At 70.8% G+C, this 20,984-nt stretch carries 17 protein-coding genes and 1 pseudogene; 7 read left to right on the top strand and 11 right to left on the bottom strand.

What is annotated here, in order from left to right; genetic code table 11:
* The first annotated feature begins 35 nt into the window (after positions 1 to 35).
* Entirely contained in the window at positions 36 to 443 is a 408-nt protein-coding gene (locus D0D15_RS22150) for a YciI family protein (RefSeq protein WP_094005577.1), read from the top strand.
* Positions 444 to 451: 8 nt separating this feature from the next.
* Positions 452 to 1,597 (top strand): RNA polymerase sigma factor, encoded by a 1,146-nt coding sequence (locus D0D15_RS22145; protein ID WP_115944701.1) that lies wholly within the window; start codon positions 452 to 454, stop codon positions 1,595 to 1,597.
* Between the two features lie 1,001 nt (positions 1,598 to 2,598).
* Here D0D15_RS22145 and D0D15_RS22140 read toward each other — a convergent pair.
* Positions 2,599 to 3,270, bottom strand: coding sequence for a DUF2848 domain-containing protein (locus D0D15_RS22140; RefSeq protein WP_094005579.1), 672 nt, complete (start codon positions 3,268 to 3,270; stop codon positions 2,599 to 2,601).
* 114 nt (positions 3,271 to 3,384) lie between these two features.
* On the opposite strand from D0D15_RS22140, the gene D0D15_RS22135 reads away from it, so the two are divergent.
* A complete protein-coding gene (locus tag D0D15_RS22135) occupies positions 3,385 to 4,686 on the top strand; it encodes an MFS transporter (protein WP_115944700.1) in 1,302 nt (433 codons plus the stop codon).
* On the opposite strand, the gene D0D15_RS22130 is transcribed toward D0D15_RS22135, so the two are convergent.
* Complete coding sequence (locus D0D15_RS22130; RefSeq protein WP_094005581.1) at positions 4,668 to 5,318, bottom strand: GntR family transcriptional regulator; 651 nt, start codon at positions 5,316 to 5,318, stop codon at positions 4,668 to 4,670. The genes D0D15_RS22135 and D0D15_RS22130 overlap by 19 nt on opposite strands.
* Positions 5,319 to 5,460: 142 nt before the next feature.
* On the bottom strand, positions 5,461 to 5,895 hold the full coding sequence (locus tag D0D15_RS22125) for a DUF6319 family protein (RefSeq protein ID WP_115944699.1): 435 nt from the start codon (positions 5,893 to 5,895) through the stop codon (positions 5,461 to 5,463).
* Between the two features lie 446 nt (positions 5,896 to 6,341).
* Here D0D15_RS22125 and D0D15_RS22120 point away from each other — a divergent pair, with 446 nt between their 5' ends.
* Together D0D15_RS22120 and D0D15_RS22115 are read left to right on the top strand one after the other, a co-directional pair.
* Positions 6,342 to 7,172, top strand: a complete 831-nt coding sequence (locus D0D15_RS22120; protein WP_094005583.1) for a L,D-transpeptidase — start codon at positions 6,342 to 6,344, stop codon at positions 7,170 to 7,172.
* A 99-nt stretch (positions 7,173 to 7,271) separates the two neighbouring features.
* On the top strand, positions 7,272 to 8,051 hold the full coding sequence (locus tag D0D15_RS22115; RefSeq protein ID WP_233157273.1) for a choice-of-anchor P family protein: 780 nt from the start codon (positions 7,272 to 7,274) through the stop codon (positions 8,049 to 8,051).
* Positions 8,052 to 8,122: 71 nt separating this feature from the next.
* Here D0D15_RS22115 and acs read toward each other — a convergent pair whose 3' ends face one another.
* The gene (acs, locus tag D0D15_RS22110) at positions 8,123 to 10,090 is read right to left on the bottom strand and encodes an acetate--CoA ligase (RefSeq protein ID WP_094005585.1); all 1,968 of its coding nucleotides are present in this window, start codon (positions 10,088 to 10,090) and stop codon (positions 8,123 to 8,125) included.
* Between the two features lie 110 nt (positions 10,091 to 10,200).
* Positions 10,201 to 10,779: a GNAT family N-acetyltransferase gene (locus tag D0D15_RS22105; protein ID WP_094005586.1), complete on the bottom strand. Its 579-nt coding sequence runs from the start codon at positions 10,777 to 10,779 to the stop codon at positions 10,201 to 10,203.
* 112 nt (positions 10,780 to 10,891) lie between these two features.
* Between D0D15_RS22105 and D0D15_RS22100 the strand changes: the two genes are divergently transcribed.
* Positions 10,892 to 11,386: a phosphoribosyltransferase gene (locus D0D15_RS22100; RefSeq protein ID WP_094005587.1), complete on the top strand. Its 495-nt coding sequence runs from the start codon at positions 10,892 to 10,894 to the stop codon at positions 11,384 to 11,386.
* A 97-nt stretch (positions 11,387 to 11,483) separates the two neighbouring features.
* The gene (locus D0D15_RS22095; RefSeq protein ID WP_094005588.1) at positions 11,484 to 12,209 is read left to right on the top strand and encodes an oxidoreductase; all 726 of its coding nucleotides are present in this window, start codon (positions 11,484 to 11,486) and stop codon (positions 12,207 to 12,209) included.
* Positions 12,210 to 12,702: 493 nt separating this feature from the next.
* Here the strand turns inward: D0D15_RS22095 and D0D15_RS22090 are convergent, their stop codons facing one another.
* The 6 genes and pseudogenes from D0D15_RS22090 to D0D15_RS22065 form a co-directional block, all read right to left on the bottom strand.
* Positions 12,703 to 13,626 carry an N-acetylmuramic acid 6-phosphate etherase gene (locus D0D15_RS22090; RefSeq protein ID WP_115944698.1) on the bottom strand — a complete coding sequence of 308 codons (924 nt, stop codon included), beginning with the start codon at positions 13,624 to 13,626 and terminating at the stop codon, positions 12,703 to 12,705.
* A 23-nt stretch (positions 13,627 to 13,649) separates the two neighbouring features.
* Positions 13,650 to 14,642, bottom strand: coding sequence for a MurR/RpiR family transcriptional regulator (locus D0D15_RS22085; RefSeq protein ID WP_162830638.1), 993 nt, complete (start codon positions 14,640 to 14,642; stop codon positions 13,650 to 13,652).
* Between the two features lie 407 nt (positions 14,643 to 15,049).
* A pseudogene (locus D0D15_RS22080) lies at positions 15,050 to 16,336 on the bottom strand (serine hydrolase domain-containing protein); the annotation flags it as partial.
* 7 nt (positions 16,337 to 16,343) lie between these two features.
* A complete protein-coding gene (locus D0D15_RS22075) occupies positions 16,344 to 17,612 on the bottom strand; it encodes an exo-beta-N-acetylmuramidase NamZ family protein (protein ID WP_094005670.1) in 1,269 nt (422 codons plus the stop codon).
* Entirely contained in the window at positions 17,609 to 19,375 is a 1,767-nt protein-coding gene (locus D0D15_RS22070) for a glycoside hydrolase family 3 protein (protein ID WP_094005591.1), read from the bottom strand. The genes D0D15_RS22075 and D0D15_RS22070 overlap by 4 nt, the downstream gene beginning before the upstream one ends.
* A 522-nt stretch (positions 19,376 to 19,897) precedes the next feature.
* Positions 19,898 to 20,740 carry an HAD family hydrolase gene (locus D0D15_RS22065; RefSeq protein ID WP_094005592.1) on the bottom strand — a complete coding sequence of 281 codons (843 nt, stop codon included), beginning with the start codon at positions 20,738 to 20,740 and terminating at the stop codon, positions 19,898 to 19,900.
* Positions 20,741 to 20,984: the final 244 nt, after the last annotated feature.

Here is a 20,984-nt window from a genome sequence, read left to right as displayed (position 1 = left end):
GCCAGAATGGGTCGCATCACAGCGAGGAGTGGACGATGGCGAAGTACCTCTTTCTCAAGCACTACCGCGGCGCTCCGGCTTCGGTGAACGACGTGCCGATGGCGCAGTGGACGCCGGAGGAGATCTCGGCGCACGTGCGGTACATGAACGATTTCGCCAAGCGGCTGGAGGAGACCGGCGAGTACGTCGACAGCCAGGCGCTGGCCCCGGAGGGCACCTGGGCGCGGTACGACGGGGAGGGGCGGCCGCCGGTGACCGATGGTCCGTTCCCCGAGACGAAGGACCTGATCGCCGGGTGGATGGTGGTCGACGTGGACAGCTACGAGCGGGCGGTCGAGCTGGCCGGTGAGCTGTCGGCGGCGCCGGGGGCGGGCGGGAAGCCGATCCACGAGTGGCTGGAGGTGCGCCCGTTCCTCGGGAACCAGCCGACTGTGACGGAGTGACCGCACCGATGGACGAGGCGCTGCTGCGGAGCCTCACCCCGAAGGTGCTCGGGATCCTCGTCCGCCGCGGAGCCGGTTTCGCGGCGGCCGAGGACGCCGTGCAGGAGGCGCTGGTCGAGGCGGTCCGGGTGTGGCCGTCCGACCCGCCGCGGGATCCGCAGGGCTGGCTGGTCACGGTGGCCTGGCGCAAGTTCCTCGACGCCACCCGCGCGGACGCCGCCCGCCGCCGCCGGGAGGAGCTCGTCGACGAGGAACCCGAGCCCGGGCCGGCGCCCGCGGTGGACGACACCCTTCAGCTCTACTTCCTGTGCGCGCACCCGTCGCTGACGCCGTCGTCCGCGGTGGCGCTCACGTTGCGGGCGGTGGGCGGGCTGACCACGCGGCAGATCGCCCAGGCCTACCTGGTGCCGGAGGCGACGATGGCGCAGCGCATCAGCCGCGCCAAGCGCACGGTGTCCGGTGTGCGGTTCGACCGGCCCGGCGACGTCGGCACCGTGTTGCGCGTGCTGTACCTGGTGTTCAACGAGGGGTATTCCGGAGACGTCGACCTGGCGGCCGAGGCGATCCGGCTGACCCGCCGGCTCGCGGCGGCGATCGACCACCCCGAGGTGGCGGGGCTGCTGGCGCTCATGCTGATCCACCACGCCCGCCGCGCGAGCCGGACCGCGCCCGACGGCAGCCTGGTGCCGCTCGCCGAGCAGGACCGGAGCCGGTGGGACACGCGGTCGATCGCGGAGGGGGTCGAGATCCTGCAGGCGGCGCTGGCCCGCGACCAGCTCGGTGAGTTCCAGGCGCAGGCCGCGGCCGCGGCCCTGCACGCCGACGCGCGCACCGCGGAGGAGACGGACTGGCCGCAGATCGTCGAGTGGTACGACGAGCTCGTGCGGCTGACCGACAGCCCGGTGGTACGCCTGAACCGAGCGGTGGCAGTGGGCGAGGCGGACGGCCCCCGCGCGGGGCTGGCGGAACTCGAGACGCTCGACTCGGGCCTGCCCAGGTACGCCGCGGTGGCCGCCCACCTGCACGAACGCAACGGCGACCTGGCGACGGCGGCCCACTTGTACGCCGAGGCCGCGGCGAAGGCATCAAACCTCGCCGAGCGAGACCACCTCACACGACAAGCCGCACGAATCAACGCCCAGCTGCGAGGGTGACCCCGACGCCCCGGCGCGCCCCTACCCGCGCCGGGACGCGCTGGGACCTGGCTCGCCCATGCTCTCTGAGCGTGCCCGCTTCGCGGGCGCAGCAGCCTCTGCCGGGTCGTGGCCTGCGGCACCCTGCGGCTTCTACCCGCGCCGGGTGTCAGGCCTCCAGTTGCGCCCCGGGCGTGCCCGCTTCGCGGGCGCAGCAGCCTCTGCCGGGTCGTGGCCTGCGGCACCCTGCGGCTTCTACCCGCGCCGGGTGTCAGGCCTCCAGTTGCGCCCCGGGCGTGCCCGCTTCGCGGGCGCAGCAGCCTCTGCCGGGTCATGGCCTGCGGCACCCTGCGGCCTCTACCCGCGCCGGGTGTCAGGCCTCCAGTTGCGCCCCGGGCGTGCCCGCTTCGCGGGCGCAGCAGCCTCTGCCGGGTCATGGCCTGCGGCACCCTGCGGCCTCTACCCGCGCCGGGTGTCAGGCCTCCAGTTGCGCCCCGGGCGTGCCCGCTTCGCGGGCGCAGCAGCCTCTGCCGGGTCATGGCCTGCGGCACCCTGCGGCCTCTACCCGCGCCGGGTGTCAGGCCTCCAGTTGCGCCCCGGGCGTGCCCGCTTCGCGGGCATAGCAGCCTCTGCCGGGTCATGGCCTGCGGCACCCTGCGGCCTCTACCTTCGCCGGGTGTCAGGCCTCCAGTTGCGCCCCGGGCGTGCCCGCTTCGCGGGCATAGCAGCCTCTGCCGGGTCATGGCCTCCGGCACCCTGCGGCCTCTACCCGCGCCGGGTGCCAGGCCTCCAGTCACGCCCCGGGCATGCCCGCTACGCGGGCGCAGCAGGGCCTGCCGGGCGATGGCCTCCGGTAATCCCGCGCCTCTACCCACGCCGGGACCTGCCCGGCCCCCCGGCCATCCCGGCCGTGCAAGCGCTGCAGCCCCTGCCGGGTGGTTGCCTTCGGCGACTGCCGTGCCTCCACCCGCGCTGGGCGCCGGTACCCCAGCCCTGGCCCTGCGCCCACAGCCCCACTCGATTCAGCCGATCGCCTCGGGCAGTCGGCGCACCTGGTAACCGGCCTCGATGGTGTTTCCGGTCGCCGGGTCGCCCAGCTCCACCCGCCACTCGGCGGCGAACTGGTTCACCCCCGGCACCATCGGGATGGTCCCGGAGATCAGCACGACCCCCGGCTCGTACAGCCCGCGCTCCCGCAGCACGTCCAGCCAGTGCTGCGGCGTCAGCAGCTCCGCGAGCGTGCCGTCCTGGATCAGCTGTCCGTCGGCCCATCCGCGCAGCGTCAGCGAGTCCAGCCGGTCCGCCACGTCGTCCAGCCGCCACGCCTTGCGGCCCAGCACGTCCGGCGCCGCGTTCTTGCTCCACGCCACACCGTGCACCTCCAGCTCCCGGTCGGTGTGGTCGCAGGCCACCGTGAGCAGCACCCCCTCCGCGGTGATCACCAGCGCCCACTCCGCCTCCCCCGAGGTGCGGTCGTGCTGGACGGGCACCTCGTCGGTCTGGGCGGCCAGGTACGGGGCGACCGGGTACAGCGCCGGCGTGACCTTCGGCGCCGGGACGCCCAGCTCCGCCAGCTCCGCGACGTGCGCCGCGACGTCGGCCTGGTCGCGGCCCGCGTACCCGGCGTTGAGCAGCGTCGTGACCGGCGTGGTCACCGTCGTGCCGTCGGGCAGGTCGAAGCTCAGCGTCGGCATGTCGTCCTCCGTAAAGTCGGGTAACCCAGTTCTTACCTGCGGGGGCTTGCGCATGCAGGTTGTATACAACGAGTATTACCGCAACGTGGCACCCAAGAGATCGGGATGTGAGCAATGACCTCGGTAACGCCGACCGTGGACAGGGCATCGCTGCGGCGTGCCTTCCTGGCGAGCCTGTCCGGCACCTCGCTGGAGTGGTACGACTTCGCGGCCTACTCGGTCGCCGCCGCCACCGTGTTCGGCCACCAGTTCTTCCCGGCAGGCGATCCGCTGGTCAGCACGATGGCCGCGTTCTCCACCTACGCCGTCGGCTACCTCTCCCGCCCCCTCGGCGGCTTCGTCTTCGGCCGCCTCGGTGACGTGCTCGGCCGCAAGCGCGTGCTGGTGATCACCCTGCTGCTCACCGGCATCGCCACCTTCCTCATCGGTGTCCTCCCCACCCACGCCTCGATCGGTGGCACCGCCGCGGTCCTGCTGGTGCTGCTGCGCTTCGCCCAGGGTGTCGGCATCGGCGGCGAATGGGGCGGCGCGGTGCTGCTGTCCAGCGAGTTCGGCGATCCGAAGAAGCGCGGGTTCTGGGCGTCGGCGGCCCAGGTCGGACCACCCGCGGGCAACCTGCTCGCCAACGGTGTCCTGGCCCTGCTCGCCCTGCTGCTGACCGAGGCGCAGTTCGACTCGTGGGGCTGGCGCGTGGCGTTCCTGCTCTCCGCCGTGCTCGTCGCGTTCGGCCTGTGGATCCGGCTCAAGCTGGAGGAGACCCCGGTCTTCAAGCGCATCGCGGAGAGCGGCGAGCGGCCCAGCGCGCCGATCTCCGAGGTCTTCAAGCACGAGCGCCGCGCCCTGGTGGCCGCGATCTTCGTCCGCGTCTGCCCGGACGTGCTGTACGCGTTGTTCACCGTCTTCGTCCTGACCTACATGACCCAGGAGCTGGGCATGTCCCGCAGCCAGGGCCTGACCGCGGTCATGATCGGTTCCGCTGGCCAGCTCGTCCTGATGCCGGCCTTCGGCGCGCTGTCGGACCGGGTGAACCGCCGCAAGCTCTACCTCTTCGCGACCATCGCCGCGGCGATCTGGCCGTTCGTGTTCTTCCCGCTGGTCTCCGGCCGCTCGTTCGGCCTGCTGCTGGTCGGGATCGTGATCGCGCTCGTCATCCACGCCGCGCTGTACGGCCCGCAGGCCGCGCTGATCACCGAGCAGTTCTCCGAGCGCCTGCGCTACACCGGCAGCTCGCTGGCCTACACGCTCGCCGGGGTGATCGGCGGGGCCGTCGCGGCGCTGCTGTTCACCTCGCTGCTGGCCGGTTTCGACAGCTGGCTGGCGCTCGCGCTGTACGTGGTGGTGACCGCGGTCGTCACCATCATCGGTCTTGCGCTGGCGCGGGCGGCCCGCGACGAGACTCAGGTGGTCGTCAGCTGATGCTTCAGGGTCCGGGCGTGGTGGTCGTCGATGGCCGCCAGCGCCGCCTCGACCTCGCGGTTGGCCAGTGCGGTCACGATGGCCTGATGCTCGCGGCAGACCTCCGCGTGCCGGGTCCCCGACCGCCGCAGCGCGACGAGCCCGGCACGGACCTGCCGGGCTCGCAGCGCGGTGTAGGTCCGGCTCAGCATCGCGTTGCCGGCCGCCTCGACGAGCAGGGTGTGGAAGTGCGTGTCGAGTTCGATGAACTCCTTGGCCGACGCCGGGTCGTCACAGCGCTCCTGCTGCTCGAGGACCTTCTGCATGGCCCGCCACGGCACGGTCCCGGCCGCCATCACCCGCTCGGCCGCGAACCGTTCGAGCAGCCCGCGCAGCTCGACGAGGTCCCGCAGGTCGCGCCCGGTCAGCGGGGCGATGTAGGCGCCCCGGTTGGGCACGAGCTGCACCATCTCCTCGGCCGCGAGCTGCAGCAGCGCCTCCCGCACCGGCGTGCGTGAGACGCCGACGTGCTCGGCGATCTCCTGTTCGCTGATGAACGTGCCCTCGGCGTCGGGGTCGGCCAGCACGGTGTTCTTCAGGTAGTCGTAGGCCTTGGCCCGCCCGGACAGGGCGGGCTTGCTCGTCGCCGGCATCCGGGCTCCCTCCATACACGTTGTATACAGATGGTACGCGGAAAGTGGCCGGACCGAAAAGAACGCCGGGGCGGATGCCTGATCGATGACATCCGCCCCGGCGAGTCCTGGTCGCCGCGGGCGACCGCGGGAACGGCCGAGGTCAGCCGTCGAGTTCGGCCAGTGCCTGCTTGGCCTGCTCCAGCTCGGCCTCGAGCGCGGCGACCTTGGCCTTCTGCTGCTCGACGGCGGCGTTGATCACCTCGTCGATCGGGATGGACAGGTCCTCGTGCAGTTCCTTGGCCGCGCGGGACACGGCCGAGGCCGGGATCTTCAGTCCCTGTGCGACCCACTTGGAGCCGTGCTTGAGCTCGGCCTGCCACTCGCCGTCGGCGGCGCCGGTGACGGTGAGCGTGAGCTCGACGGTGCGGGTCTTCTTCGCCGCGGTGCCCTTCGGGCGGCCGCGCTTGGGCTTGGCCTCCTCCGTCTCGGTGGACGCGGAGGCGGGAGCGGGAGCGGCCGCGGAGTCGTCCGCGACCGGAGCCGGCGCGACGGGAGTTTCCTGCTCCTGCGGGGTGGTCGTGGTGTCCAAGCTCATCGGTGCTGCGGTCTCCCTCTCGTGGGGTCCGGCTACGTCGGCCCGAATTGTAGAACAGGCGTTCGATAGCCGCTCGCTGGGGTCGTGCCCCTGGATTGTCCCGCGCTGCCTGCGCCGGGGTACCCCGGGGCGTCGCGCCGCAACGGGTGTCGATACTCTGCGATCCTCACCCAGCAGGGTGAGGAAGCGATGTCGCTCGATAGGGGCTTGCTGACGTGGGCGTTACGTATCTCTACCCGATCGGGTGTATCTCGTTTTTCGCGCGACCTCGGCAAACGCAACATTTGCCCTGCTCTCCCTAGTTCGCCCCCGTCACCCGGAGGTTTGATCACCTAGGGGGGTCCTGATAGCAATAAGGCCCAAGGCGCAGTTGCGGTGCCGCATGTCTTCGGGGGAGACCGCCTTGGTGAATTCTTGTCCGATGTAGGTCCTCAAGGATTGTGGTAATGCCCATGACGTGCAGCTCGCGCGTGCAGAACGGATCTGCGCGCCGCGGCCGGCTCCCGGTCCGGCTCCTCGCCGTGGCCGGAGTCTCGACCCTGGCTCTGCTGACCGGAGCTTGCTCCAGTGGCGACGAGGGCGGCGTGAAGCCGGCCGCCGTGAGCCAGGAAGATCTGACCCAGCTGCCGGAGGCGACCACGTTCGCCACGGTCGCGAACGCCCCGCTCGACCCGCAGCCCTCCGGCGGCGCGACGGCGGGCCGCGTAATCCACCCCAAGGCCGACATGGTCGTGTACGACTCCGTTGGCGGCAAAGCGATCGCGAAGCTGCCGTCCATCCAAATGGGATCGCCGACCTGGGTACCGGTGATCGCGGAGCAGGGCGACTGGGCGCAGATCCTGCTGCCCACCCGGCCCAACGCCGCGTCCGGCTGGGTCCACCTCAGCGACGGCGCCGCCGAATCCGCCCAGAACGACTACGTGGTCAACGTGGACCGTGCGGCGTTCAGCCTGGAGATCCTGGAGAGCGGCAAGTCGATCGGCAAGTGGACGATCGGCATCGGCAAGCCCGAACACCCGACCCCGGCGGGGCGTGCTTACATCATCGCCTCGATCGAGGAAACGAAGAACACCTACAGCCCTATCGTCCTGCCGCTGAGCTACCACTCCGATTCGCTGGAGACCTTCGGCGGCGGCCCGGGCACGGTGGGCCTGCACACCTGGCCCAACAACAGCTTCGCCGGCCAGGCGAACAGTGACGGCTGCATCCGGGTCCCCTCGGAGGCGCTCGACGAACTGGTCAAACTGCCGCTCGGCACGATCGTGAACATCACGTGACGGCCTGAGCTTCTTCGCCACCTCGCCGGTGGCCGGAATCCGTCACGGGGGGCCACCGGCGAATTCATCCCGCATTTCCATTTCACGAAAGGGAATTCCTTGTCCAGAAAGAAGGCTGTGGCCGGCGGCGTCGGCGTGCTCGCGACCGCGCTCGCCACCTCGGTGCTGCTCGCGCCCGCCGCTGGGGCGACCACCACCACCGCGGACGGCGTCAACTCCGCCTACGCGATCGCCGCCAAGGGCCTCCTCGGCATCGACCCCAGCCCGTACGTCACCGACGAGAAGGGCTTCGAGCAGAAGTCGCTCGCCACGCTGAACGTGCCGGGCCTGGCGCAGGTGAAGCTGCTCAACGCGTCAGCCGGTGCCGGCCAGGCGCGCGCCAGCGTCGCCGACGTCAACGTCGGTCTCGGCGTCGGCAAGCCGCTGCTGACCGCGACCGCCATCGAGGCGGAGTGCGAGGCCGGCAAGGGCAACTCCTCGCTCGCCAAGGCGAAGCTCGGTGACGTCACCCTCGACGTCAACGCGCCGACCAACACCACGGTCGCCGTGCCGGGCCTGCTCTCGGTCGTGCTGAACAAGCAGACCAAGAAGGACGACGGCTCGATCACCGTCACCGCGATCTCGATCAAGATCGACAACCTGCAGACGCTGGACATCGCGTCGGTCACCTGCGCGCCGGGCGACGACGACAACGGCGGCGAGACCCCGACCACCGCGCCGACCAAGACCAGCACCTCGAAGCCGGGCACCAGCACCCCGACCTCGACGAAGACCAGCTCCGGTGGCGGCGCCGGCTCGGGTGCGGGCGACAAGCCCGACGCCAACGGCAAGGCCCCGCGGCCGACCCCGGTGAAGGCCCACCTGGACGTCACCGGCTGATCCGGCTCTTCCTCGGGTTCCCACGACAAGGGGCCTGCACCGGCAACCGGTGCAGGCCCCTTGTTTATGCGTCAGTCCTCCGACTTGCCGGACTGCAGGCCGCTGGAGATCAGCTCCATCACGCTGGAGTCGGCCAGCGTGGTGACGTCGCCGATCTGGCGGTTCTCGGCCACGTCCCGCAGCAGGCGCCGCATGATCTTGCCGGAGCGGGTCTTCGGCAGCTCGGGCACGACCATGATCTGCCGCGGCTTGGCGATCGGGCCGATCTCCTTGGCGACGTGGTTGCGCAGCTCCTGCACGGCCTCGTCCCCGCCCTCGGCGGCCGAGCCGCGCAGGATCACGAACGCGACGATGCCCTGCCCGGTCGTCGGGTCGGACGCGCCGACCACCGCCGCCTCGGCCACGGTCGGGTGCGAGACCAGCGCCGACTCGACCTCGGTGGTGGAGATGCGGTGACCGGAGACGTTCATGACGTCGTCGACCCGGCCGAGCAGCCAGATGTCACCGTCGTTGTCGTACTTGGCGCCGTCACCGGCGAAGTAGTAGCCCTGGTCGGCGAACCGCGACCAGTAGGTGTCGCGGAAGCGCTCGTCGTCGCCCCAGATGCCGCGCAGCATCGACGGCCACGGCTTGTCCAGCACCAGGTAACCGCCGCCGCCCTTGCCGACCTCGGTCGCGGTGTCGTCCACGACCTTCGCCGATATGCCGGGCAGCGGGCGCTGCGCCGAGCCGGGCTTGGTCGAGGTGACGCCCGGCAGCGGGGAGATCATGATCGCGCCGGTCTCGGTCTGCCACCAGGTGTCCACGATGGGCGCCTTGCTCGCGCCGATGTGCTCGCGGTACCACATCCACGCCTCGGGGTTGATCGGCTCGCCGACGCTGCCCAGCACGCGGAGGCTGGACAGGTCGTACTTCGCCGGGATGTCCTCGCCCCACTTCATGAACGTGCGGATCAGCGTGGGCGCGGTGTAGTAGATGGAGACCTTGTGGTTCTGGATGATCTCCCAGTGCCTGCCCTCGTGCGGGGTGTTCGGGGTGCCCTCGTAGACCACCTGGGTCGCGCGGTTGGCCAGCGGGCCGTAGACGATGTAGGAGTGGCCGGTCACCCAGCCGATGTCGGCGGTGCACCAGTAGACGTCCTCGCCCGGCTTGTGGTCGAAGACGACGTGGTGGGTGTAGGCGACCTGGGTCAGGTAGCCGCCGGAGGTGTGCAGGATGCCCTTGGGCTTCCCGGTGGTACCGCTGGTGTAGAGGATGAACAGCGGGTGTTCGGAGTCGAAGGCCTCCGGGGTGTGCTCGGCGGACTGGCCGTCGACCAGGTCGTGCCACCACACGTCCCGCTCGCTCATGGGAACGTCTTCGCCGGTGCGGCGCACGACGATGACCTTCTCGACCGACTGGGCGCCGTCGAGGGCCTCGTCCACGTTGGTCTTCATCGGGGCGGCCTTGCCGCGGCGGTACTGCCCGTCGGAGGTGATCACGACCTTGGCTTCGGCGTCGTCCACGCGCGAGCGCAGCGCGGCCGGGGAGAACCCGCCGAAGACCACGGAGTGCATCGCGCCCAGCCGCGCGCAGGCCAGCATCGAGACGATCGCCTCGGGGATCATCGGCAGCTGGATCGCGACCCGGTCGCCGGAGGTGACGCCGAGGGAGGCCAGCGCGTTGGCGGCCTTCGAGACCTCGTCCTTCAGCTGGGCGTAGGTGATGTCGCGGGTGTCGCCCGGCTCGCCGACCCAGTGGATGGCGACCTGCTCACCGTGCCCGGACTCGACGTGCCGGTCGACGCAGTTGTAGGCCACGTTGAGCTTGCCGCCGACGAACCACTTCGCGAAGGGCGCGTTCGACCAGTCCAGTACCTGCGACCACTTGGTGTCCCAGTGCAGCCGCTCCGCCTGCTCGGCCCAGAACGCTTCGCGGTCGGCGTCCGCCTTCTCGTACCAATCGGCCTTCGCGTTGGCCTGCGCCGCGAACTCGTCGCCCGGGGGGAACGTCCGGTTCTCGGTGAGCAGGTTGTCCAGCGCGGGGGACTGCTCTGTCATGGTGCACGGCCTCCTGAAGTCACTCATCTCTGGCTGACGCCGGATGCACGGTAGCGACGTTAGCCCCCGTGACGAAAGAGCGCAGCACCTCACGGCAGGTCTCGTGGCCGTCACCGCACGCGATCGAGCAGTTTCCGCTGTGTCGTGGGCCACTCCTCCGCGAGCAGTGAGTAGACGACCGTGTCGCGGCGGCTGCCGTCCGGGCGGATGCGGTGCGCGCGCAACACGCCCTCCCGGCTGGCGCCGAGCCGTTCGATGGCGCGCTGTGACTGCTCGTTGCGGTGGTCGGTGTGCCAGGTGACCCGCTGCGCGCCGAGCACGTCGAAAGCGCGTTCCAGCAGCAGGAGTTTGGCTTCGGTGTTCAGCGCCGTGCGTTGCCACGGCCTGCCGATCCAGGTGTAGCCGATGGCGAGGGCGCGGTGGCGCGGGACGATCTCGTAGTAGGAGGTCGTGCCGGCGACGCGGCCGGTCGTGGCGTCGACCTGGGCCCAGGCGAGGCGGCCGGGCTCGGCGAGGATGTCGTCGATCATGGCCTTGGTGGCGTCGAGGGTGACGGGTTGGCGGAGGCTGAGCCAGCGCCAGACCTCGGGGTCGCGACCGGCTTCGTGCAGGCCCTCGGCGTGTTCCGGGCCGAGCGGTTCGAGGTGGACGTGCTTGCCGTGCAGGGCGGGCCGGTCATGCCAGGTCATGCCGGGGACGCTACGTCTCCCGATTGGACGTCTGCTAGTGCCAGTGCTGGCTTGCTTTCAAGGTCCACTCGGTCGCCTCATATGCTCCCGGTACGCGTCGAAGGAGGTCCGAGTGGCTGAGCGGGAAGAGCTCACCTGGGAGTTGTTCGGTTCGGCCAGCCGGGAGCTCGCCCAGCAGGTCGCGGACAGCGGTTACGAGCCGGACGTGGTCCTGTCCATCGCCCGCGGTGGGCTGTTCGTCGCCGGCGCGCTCGGCTACGCGCTCGACGTGAAGAACCTGCACGTCATGAACGTCGAGTTCTACACCGGCGTCGGCGAGCGGCTGGAGCTGCCGGTGATGCTGCCGCCGGTGCCCAACGCCGTGGACCTGACCGGCGCGAAGGTCCTGGTGGCCGACGACGTCGCCGACACGGGTGCGACGCTCAAGCTGGTGCGCGACTTCTGCGCCGACCACGTCGCGGACGTGCGCTGCGCGGTGGTGTACGAAAAGCCCTGGTCAGAGGTGAAGTGCGAGTACGTGTGGCGCCGCACGGACCGGTGGATCAACTTCGCCTGGTCGAAACAGCCACCGGTAATCCACCGCGAGGGGCAGGTGCTGGACGCGTGAGTGGCTGGTTGGATGGTGTCGCCGGGGCGGCGGATGCTGGTCGTGTGGTGCCGGGGCTGGATGGTGCCGCCGAAGCGGCGCGGGAGGTGCCGGCGGCATGAGCGACCCACTGGCGCCCCTGCTCGAGCTGGAGGGCGTGGCCGAAGCGGCGAAGAAGGCGCAGGACGCGGTCTTCGCGGTGCACCGGCTCCCGGTGAACCTGCGCGGCGGCTCCGCCACGGCGGCCGAGGCGTCCGTCCGGGCCGCCCGCGCGTCCGCCGCACTGGACGGCGCGGACCCGGAGATCCCGGCGGACGCCGAGGTGAAGGACCCGATCCTGGCGGGCGCGCTGCGGGTCGCCTCGGCGAGTGAGTCGCTGCTGCCGACGTGGCGCCGCGCCCCGCGACAGGCACTGGCGCGGATGCACGTCCTGGCGGCCGCTGATCTGGTGGGCGACCAGAACGCGCTGGGCCGTCCCGGTCCGGCTGCCGGGGCCCGCCTGGACCTGCTGACGCAGCTGGTCACCGGCGTGACATCGGTGCCGGGCGCGGTGCTGACGGCCGTCGTGCACGGTGAGTTGCTGAGCCTGCGCCCGTTCGGCACGGCGGACGGCGTGCTGGCCCGCGCCGCCGCCCGCCTGACCATGACGGCGACCGGCGTCGATCCGAAGGGCCTGAGCGTGCCCGAGGTGGCGTTCTTCCGCCGAGCGGCCCGGTACGAGGAGGCGGCGGCCGCCTTCGCGACCGGAAGGCCCACCGGAGTCCGCGAGTGGCTCCTCTTCAGCTGCGAAGCGCTCGAAGCAGGCGCCCGAGAGGCCAAGAGCATCGCCGACGCCGCCGGCTGACCCTGACCGCGGTTGCCGCGGCGGCGGGCTGTTCGACGCGGGGACCGGGGCGGTTGGCTGGTCGTCGGCCCGCCCCGGCTGGTGGCTTGCCTGGCCGTGGTTTCCGGGGTGGTGGGCTGTTCGGTGCGCGGGCCGGGGCCGTTGGCCTGCCCCAGATGTCGGCTGATCTGGCTGCGACTGTAGAGGCGCCGGCCTGCTCGGTGCGCGCGGTTGGCCGCCGGCCTGTCCAGGGTGTCCTGGCCGCGGGCTGCCGACGTCTCTGCCGCGCCGTGCGCGAGCCGGTGCCGGTGGCTGCCCACCGGCGGAGGCTGCTGTTCCGCGGCCCACCGGCCCCCGCAATGCCGCAGGCCATCGGCACTGGCCGATCCACGGAGCCGGCACGCGTGGCCGAACAGCTGCCGGCCACGCCCCAGCCAGCCTCACCCACGGGCGCAGTCGCGTGATTCCGGGGACGTGCGACGCTCCCAGCGCACCTCCCCGGGACCGCGCGACCTCAGGTCGTCGCGCAGGCGAGCAGCGCCTCCCGCACGTGCCCGCCGTTCGCGGCCAGCATCGCGGCCGCCGTCGCCGCGTCGACACCGCACAGCAGGTGCACCAGCGCGACCTTCAGGTCACCGTCGGCCTCGGCGAGGGCTTCGGCGGCCTCCCGCTCGTCCGCGCCCGTCGCCTCCATCAGGATCCGCAGGGTCCGGCCGCGCAGCTTCGCGTTCGTCGCCCGCAGGCTGACCATCAGGTTCGAGTACGTCCGGCCGAGCTTGATCATCGTGGCCGTGGAGAACGCGGTCAGCAGGATCTTCTGCGCCGAGCCCGCCTTCATCCGCGTCGACCCCGCGATGACCTCCGGCCCGGTGTCCACCGCGATGAACACGTCGACCCCGGCCGGCCGCACCGCACGCGCGTTGCCCGACACCAGCCCGGTCGACGCGCCGAGCCGGCCGGCCCGGTGCAGCGCGCCCAGCACGAACGGGGTGCGACCGGACGCGGTCAGGCCCAGCACGAAGTCGCCCGCCCGGACCGAAGCCGCCATTTCCGCGGCGCCCGCCGCAGCGTCGTCCTCGGCGTTTTCGACCGCCTCGCGCAGCGCCCGGTCGCCGCCCGCGTGGTGCGCGACGAACCAGTCGGCAGGCACGTTGAACGTCGGCACCAGCTCAGCGGCATCCAGCGTCGCCAGCCGGCCGGACGTGCCCGCGCCGACGTAGTGCACACGATGGCCGGTGCGCAACGCCTCCACCGCGAGATCGACCGCGTCCGCCAGCTGGGGCAGGACCTTGGCGACCGCGTCGGGGACCCGGCGGTCCTCGTCGTTGATCGTGGTCAGGATGCCGAGCGTCGACATCCGGTCGATCTCGGTGGTGCGGGGGTTGCGCTGCTCGGTCGGGGAATCGACGTGGACCACCTGACTGGGCACCGTCATCATGCGTCTCACCGTTTCCTTCGTGCTCACTTTCCGGTCTCTCGCGGACGCCTCCGGCCGTCCGGTCGCACGCCGAGGCGGTGGCCGCCGACGGCGTCGCGAGTGGCTTCCAGCGCGGCGGACGCGCTGTCCATGTGGCGCTGGGCAACCCCGATGAACAGGCAGTCGATGACCGTGAGCTGGGCGATCCGGCTCGCCGTCGCGCCCGAGCGGAAGGTCGTCTCGCGGGCGGCGGTGGTCAGGACGTAGTCGGCGACCTCGGTGATGGGCGAGCGCGGGAAGTTGGTCAGCGCCACGGTGGTCGCGCCGTGCTCGCGGACCACCTGCAGCGCCTCGACGGTGTCGGTGGTCGCGCCGGTGTGCGAGACGCCGATGGCGACGTCGCCGGCGCCCAGCACCGCGGCCGAGGTCAGCATGATGTGGGTGTCCGACCAGGCGAAGCACACGCGGCCGATGCGGTGCAGCTTCTGCTGCAGGTCGGCGGCGACGAAAGCGCTCGCGCCCACGCCGTAGACGTCGGTCCGGCCGGCGTCGGCGAGCAGGTCGATCACGCGCTGCAGGGTCGCGATGTCGAGCTGCTCAGCGGTTTCCTCGACGGCGCGCGCGTCGGCGAAGCTGACCTTGCCCACCACCGCGGCCAGGTCGTCGTCCACGGCGATCTCGCCGCCCAGGTTGCGGGTGGACCGCGCCTCGGAGCGGGCGGTGTCAGCGGCCAGCGCGATGCGCAGCTGCGGGTATCCGCCTACGCCCACGGCCTTGCAGAACCGGGTCACCGTGGTCTCGCTGGTGCTCGCGGCCAGGGCGACCTCGGTGATCGAGCGGCGCGCTACTGCGGACGGGTCATCGAGGACGACCTTGGCTACGCGCTGTTCAGCTCGGGCCAGGCCGGGCAGCAGCGAACGGATCCGGACCAGAGGACTGGTTTCGGACTCGCGAGCGGCCGAACCGATCTCGTTCGGTGCCTGCTCGGTTACGGAATCGGTATCCAGATCCGTGGGAAAGTTACTAACCGTAGGCATTTGAGACAAGGTTACCCACATCCTTAGGGATGATCGCAACTCGTCCGCCCCTGCACGGCCGAGCTGCGGTGACTCAGTTGCCCGGAAAGTCGCCAACTACGTCGTGGTTGTTAACGTCATCAAGTTAACGACTTGGCAACTTCCTGTGGTTCCCGAAACAGCCGGCGATCGTCGGTGGCTCCCGCTTGCGTCTCAGTGATAGGGACTTGCCCGCCTCGATGGTATGACGCGAGTCTGCCCACTTTCACTACCAATGGAGCAGCCGATAGGTAGCTCTGCGTGACGGACGCTGGTGTCCGAAATTCGTTCGTGCTGGTTACTCGCCCACCGCTCGGCTATGCGTGGCGCGTCGCCGGCCGGAAGATCACCTGTCCGGCCGCGGGTAAATCTCCCTACAGCCGGCGCTACATCGCTTCGGCCAGCGCGCTCGCCCACTTCTCTCGGGCCGGGTTGATCGAACCCCAGTTCCGCGTCGGGTGAACGCGGTTGGTCAGCAGGATGGCGAACGATCGCGACACCGGGTCGATGACCAGCGACGTGCCGGTGAAGCCGGTGTGGCCCGCGGTGGTGGGCGATGACAGTGCACCCATGTAGAACCGCTGGTCCAGCTCGAACCCGAGGCCGTGAGCGTGACCGGGGAACGCCTGGTTGTAGTCGGTCAGCATGTCCCGCACCGTTTCCGGGCGCAGGACCCGGGCGCCGCGGTAGGCGCCGCCGTTGAGGATGGCCTGCGCGAGCACCGCCATGTCCGGCGCCGTCGAGAAGATGCCGGCGTGACCGGAGACTCCGCCGAGCGCCCACGCGTTCTCGTCGTGGACCTGGCCACGGACCACGCCCCGCGGCGGATCCGCCTGGAACTCGGTGGCCGCGATCCGGTCGAGCTTCTCGGCGGGCGGGTTGAACGTCGTATCGGTCATCCCGAGCGGCTGTGTGAGCCGGTCCCGCACCACGGCGTCGAGCGGTTGCCCGCTGATCCGCTCGACGAGGAAACCGAGCGTCATCAGGTTGATGTCCGAGTAGAGGTACGTCGACCCTGGCTGGTTCTTCAGCGGGCTGTCGAGCACGGCCTTCCGCCGGGACGGGATGTCCGGGTAGCCCTGCCACAGCGACGGGCGCGGGTCGGCCGCCAAGCCCGAGGTGTGGGTGAGAAGCTGCCGCACGGTGACGGACTCTTTGCCGTTCGCCGCGAACTCGGGCAGGTACTCGGCGACCGGCCGGTCCAGCGTGACCTTGCCGTCCTCGACGAGCTGCATCACCGCGAGCGAGGTGAACAGCTTCGTGATCGAGGCCATGTCGAAGATCGTGTCGGCGCGCATCGGGACCTGCTGTTCGGGCGGCAGTTCCGTGCCCGCGGCGTCGGTGTACCGGAGCGCCCCGCCGGCCGCGGTCTCGGCGACGACCACCCCGTTGTGCCCGAGGATCCCGGCCGCGCCGGAGAAGTGCGGGTGTCCGGTGGCCGGGTCCGGCTTGGTCCAGTCGGCCAGGAACTGCTCGGCGGCCCGCAGGGGCCCGGAATCGAGCCCGACGTCGCCGGGCAGCCCCGGACGCAGCACCGTGTCGGGCGGTGCGAACTCGTACTGCGGGCGGTCGATCCGCCCGGTGTAGGCCTGCTCGGTGATGGTGGTACTCGCTCCGGGAACGGTCAGGGCGGAAACGGTCAGCACCGCCGCGACCAGTAGTTTGCCCGTTCGCATGCCGGCCTCACCAGTAGAGCAGATGGGGCCGGCGGCGGGCGGTGAACTCGTCGAGCTCGGCCTGCCACGACCCGACGATCTCGTCCACACCGGCGCCGCGGTCGACCATCGTCCGCACCCGGTCGGAGCCGGTCAGCTTGTCGATCCCGTTGTCCGCGCGCCAGGCGAAGATGTCCGGGTGCAGCTTCTTGGCCGTCACCAGCATGGCGACCCCGGTGCGGATGGCGTCGAACGCGGCCGGGTCGGTGACCGTCAGCTGCACCCCGCCGCAGGTCTGGTTCACGAACTTGCTGAACGTCGGCACGAAGTAGGTCTCCCGGAACCGCACACCCGCGAGCCCGAGCGCCGTCAGCTCGTCCCGCCACCGCCAGTCGATACCGGGCGCGCCGATGATCTCGAAGGGCCGGGTCGTGCCGCGTCCCTCGGAGAACACCGTGCCCTCGAACATGCCCGTGCCCGGGTAGACCAGCGCGGTGTCCGCGGTCGGCATGTTGGGACTCGGCGGCGTCCAGGTCAGCCCGGTGCCGGCGAAGAACGTGTCCCGGCGCCAGCCCTCGGCCTGCACCACCTGCAGGTCGGCCAGCCGCACGCCCTCGGCGGGCAGCAACTCGGCGGCGAAGTACTTCGCCAGCTCGCCGACGGTCATGCCGTGCTGCTGCACGATCGGTTTGAGCCCGACGCCGGAGGCGAACTTCGGGTGCAGCATCGGGCCGTAGGCCTTGCCGCCGATCGGGTTCGGCCGGTCGAGGACGACGAAGGCGGCCCCGGTCCGGCCGGCGGCGACCATCGCCGTGTACATGGACCAGATGTAGGTGTAGAAGCGGGCCCCGACGTCGGCGATGTCGAAGACCACCGTGTCCACGCCGGCCTTGGTGAACATCCCGGCCAGCTTCGCCGCGTCCGCGCCGTACGCGTCGTACACCGGGATGCCGGTGCGCGGATCGGTGTAGTCGCCCTCCGAGCCGCCGGCTTGGGCGCTGCCGCGGAACCCGTGTTCCGGCCCGAACGCGGCGACCGGCCGGACCCCCGCGGCGATCATCGAGTCGACGACGTGATCGCCGTTCTCCAGCACACCCGTCGGGTTCGACAGCACCCCGACCTTGCGCCCGGCCAGCGAGCGCCAGCCCTGGCGGGCGAGGGCGTCGGCGCCGGTGACCACCGGTCCACGGGCCCCGGACGAGATGGCGGGCACCGGTTCCGCGAGGGCGGACCCGCCGGTCAGCAGGGGTGTCGCGAGGGCGCCGGTGACCAGGAACCCGCGCCGGTTGAGCCTCACCATGTCAGTCCTGTGCCGAAGGGATAGCGGATCTGGCCGGCGTCGTCGCCCGCCGGTACGTCGACGGGCAGCTTGCCCTGTGGTGCGATCTCACCCTTGAGCACCTTGGCCAGCGAAGCCATCGTCACATCCCGCCAGTCGTACGTCGCCACCCAGGTCGGTACGTCGGCGTAGCCCGGGTCGTACGGCTCCTGGATGCTCACGGCGACCACCGGTTTCCCGGTCGCGAGCAGTTCACGCACGAGGTCACCCTGGCCGGTGTCGCTGCGCAGGCCGTTGGTCAGGACGACGACCGTGTCCGCTTCGCCGGCCGCCGCGACCGCATCGGCGATCTTGGCCGCGGTCGGCTTGGCGCCCGTCGAGACGGCCGTGCCGCCGAGCCGCTCGGCCAGCGCCCGCACCGGTTCCGCCGGGTAGCCGGGGTAGTTCGGGTTGTTCCAGCCGGTGACCAGGACCTTACCGGGATCGCGCAGGGGCAGCAGCCCGGCGTCGTTGCGGAGCACCGTGGTCGTGCGGTCGGTGAGGGCCTGGATCTTGTCGCGGTTGGCCGCGCTGCCGACGACCTGCTTCACGGCCCGTGTGTTGACCAGCGGGCTGGCGACGATGCCGCGCTTGTCCTTGAGCTTGAGGATCCGCAGCACGCTCTGGTCGATCCGCTCCTCGGTGAGCCGCCCGTTCTTGACCGCGTCGAGCACGCTGTTGACGGCCAGCCCGAGGTCCGGCGGCATCAGCATCTGGTCGACCCCGGCCTCCAGGGCCAGTACCGGGATCTCCGCGTCGCTGTGCAGCTGCCGCACCCCGGCCATCTGCAGCGAGTCGGTGGCGACCACCCCGTCGTAGTGCAGCTCGTCGCGGAGGATCCCGGTGATGATCGGCTTGGACAGCGTCGCGGGCTCGCCGGACGGGTCGAGGCTGGGCACGGTGATGTGCGCGGACATGATCACGTCGGTCCCCGCGTCGATCGCCGCCCGGAACGGCGGCAGGTCGATCTGCCGCCACTGGTCCTCGGTCCGGTTGATGACGGGCAGACCGGTGTGGCTGTCCGTGGCCGCGTCACCGTGGCCGGGGAAGTGCTTGGCCGCCGCCGAGACGGTCTCCGTCGCCGGCCCGGAGTTCTGGTAGCCGTCGACCTCGGCGGCCACCAGCTCGCTGGTCAGCGCCGGATCGGCGGAGAACGACCGGGTGCCGATGACCGGGTTGAGCGGGTTGGAGTTGACGTCCGCGTCCGGCGCGAAGTCCTGGTTGATGCCCATCGCCCGCAGCTCGTGACCGTTCACCGTGGCCAGCGTCCGCGCGTCCTCGGCGCTGCGTCCGGCACCCACGGCCATGTTGGACGGGTACTCCGTGGCCGGTGCGGCGATGCGCGTGACCCGGCCGCCCTCCTGGTCCGTCGAGACGATCAGCGGAACCTTCGCGCCCGAGGCGAGCGCGGCCCGCTGCAGCCCGTTCGAGAAGCGCGCGACCTGCGCCGGGTCATCCACGTTGTCGGTGCCGGAGTTGTTGAAGTAGATGACGCCGCCCGGGTGGAAGCGCTGGACGACCTCCGCGGCCGTGTCGACGCCGTACTTCGTGCGGTTGCCCTCGGCGGCCTGGTCCGCGGACTTGCCCCAGACGTCGGCTACGAAGAGCTGCCCCACCTTCTCCTCGAGCGACATCCGCCGCAGCGTCTGCTCGGCCCAGCCCTCCTGCCGCCCGCCGGGTGCGGCGGAGGCAGCGCTGACCGCGCTCACGCCGAGAACACCCACGACGATCGCGGCAAGCACATGAACCCTCCGGCGCATCGCGAAACCTCCCCTGAAGATGATCACCGGCGGATGGAGCCGGCATTGGGGGAAGCTACTCAGTCACTCCGGAGCTGGTCAACGACTGCCTTACTTTCGGAGGAGCCCGAAAGTGTCTTTCAGCCGCTATCACTCTGGCGGGCTAATCCCCTGGACATAAAAATGCGCGGGCGCCGCAGCGACATCGCTAGCGGCGCCCGCCCGCGCGGACTGCTCGGGTGACCAAGCTGCAACTCATGTCGTACCTACGTGGACTCGGCGTCCGGCGTCCCGGTACGCAGTCCCTCGACGACAAGCCTCCCGCGGCGCGCTGCGCGTGGGTGCCCGGAGTCCGCGCACGGAGGTCTTCGGGGAGGAACGAGACTTCTCTTCGTCTCATCCTTGGCCGAACGACGTCCGCACTTCACTTTCTACCCAGTGACCGCCGTCACTTCAAGGGGTTGGACGGGTGCACCGGTACAGACGCTCGATCCGGTGATGCGGGCACCCTGAGCGACTAGACTTCTATGCTCCCCCACGGCGTTTGCGCGTCAGGCCGTACCAGGTCACACCCGCGGCGGCGACCGCACCGAGGCCGAGGCCGACCGCCAAAGTCGCTGGTGACGGCGCCGGGAAGCGGCTCCGCAGCGACACCGGCTTGGTGAACTCCAGAACCGCCCAGCCCCGCTCGACCGCGGTCCGGCGGAGCAGGCGGTCCGGGTTCACCGCGTGCGGCTTCCCGACCGTCTCCAGCAGCGGGACGTCCGTGCTGGAATCGGAATAGGCGTAACACGCGGCGAGGTCGTACCCGTTTTCCGCGGCCAATTGTTTCGCGGCCACCGCTTTTTGTTCGCCGTAGCAGTAGAACGCGATTTCGCCGGAATAGCGGCCGTCCACCACGGCCATTCTCGTCGCGACGCTGCCGGTCGCGCCGAGCATCGCCGCGATCGGGGTCACCACCTCGTCGCCGGCGGCGGACAGCACGATCACGTCGTGGCCCTCCGACTGGTGCCACGCGATCAGCTCGGCGGCCTCGGCGTAGACGAGCGGGTCGACGATGTCGTGCAGCGTCTCGTTGACGATCGCCCGCACCTGGGCGACGTCCCAGCCCGCGCACAACGCGGAGATCTCGGCGCGCATCCGCTCGGTCCGGTCCTCGTCCGCGCCGGAGAGCGAGAAGACGAACTGCGCGTACGCGCTCTTCAGCGCCGCTCGTTTGCTGATCAGCCCCTCGCGCAGCAGCGGCTTGCTGAAGGCCAGCGCGCTGGAGGAGGCGATGATCGTCTTGTCCAGGTCGAAGAAGGCCGCGACACCGGTTCCGGTCGCGGCGCGCTGTTCGCTCGGCGGCGAGGTGGGAGGTTCTGCCACGGCTTCAGGATAGGAGGAGACCGGCCGGCAGGCGGTGAGGTGGCCACCAATGGTGTCGCCCGGTCGGAAATTCGTTGCCCCCCGGGAAATCGATTGCCGGTGCCGTTACCGAATTGTGGGCGCTGCGGGAGGAGTTCCGGGCCGGTTCGCGGAGTTACAGTGGAGCGCATCCGGTGTTCCCACCGGCGGTTCAGTCCAACCCCCCGGGGCTGAACCCTCGGCGACCCCCGCCAGGGGGGAGGGG

This window comes from Amycolatopsis thermalba (assembly GCF_003385215.1).
GTDB lineage: Bacteria > Actinomycetota > Actinomycetes > Mycobacteriales > Pseudonocardiaceae > Amycolatopsis_E > Amycolatopsis_E thermalba.
This window is presented reverse-complemented; position numbering and strand designations above follow the sequence as displayed.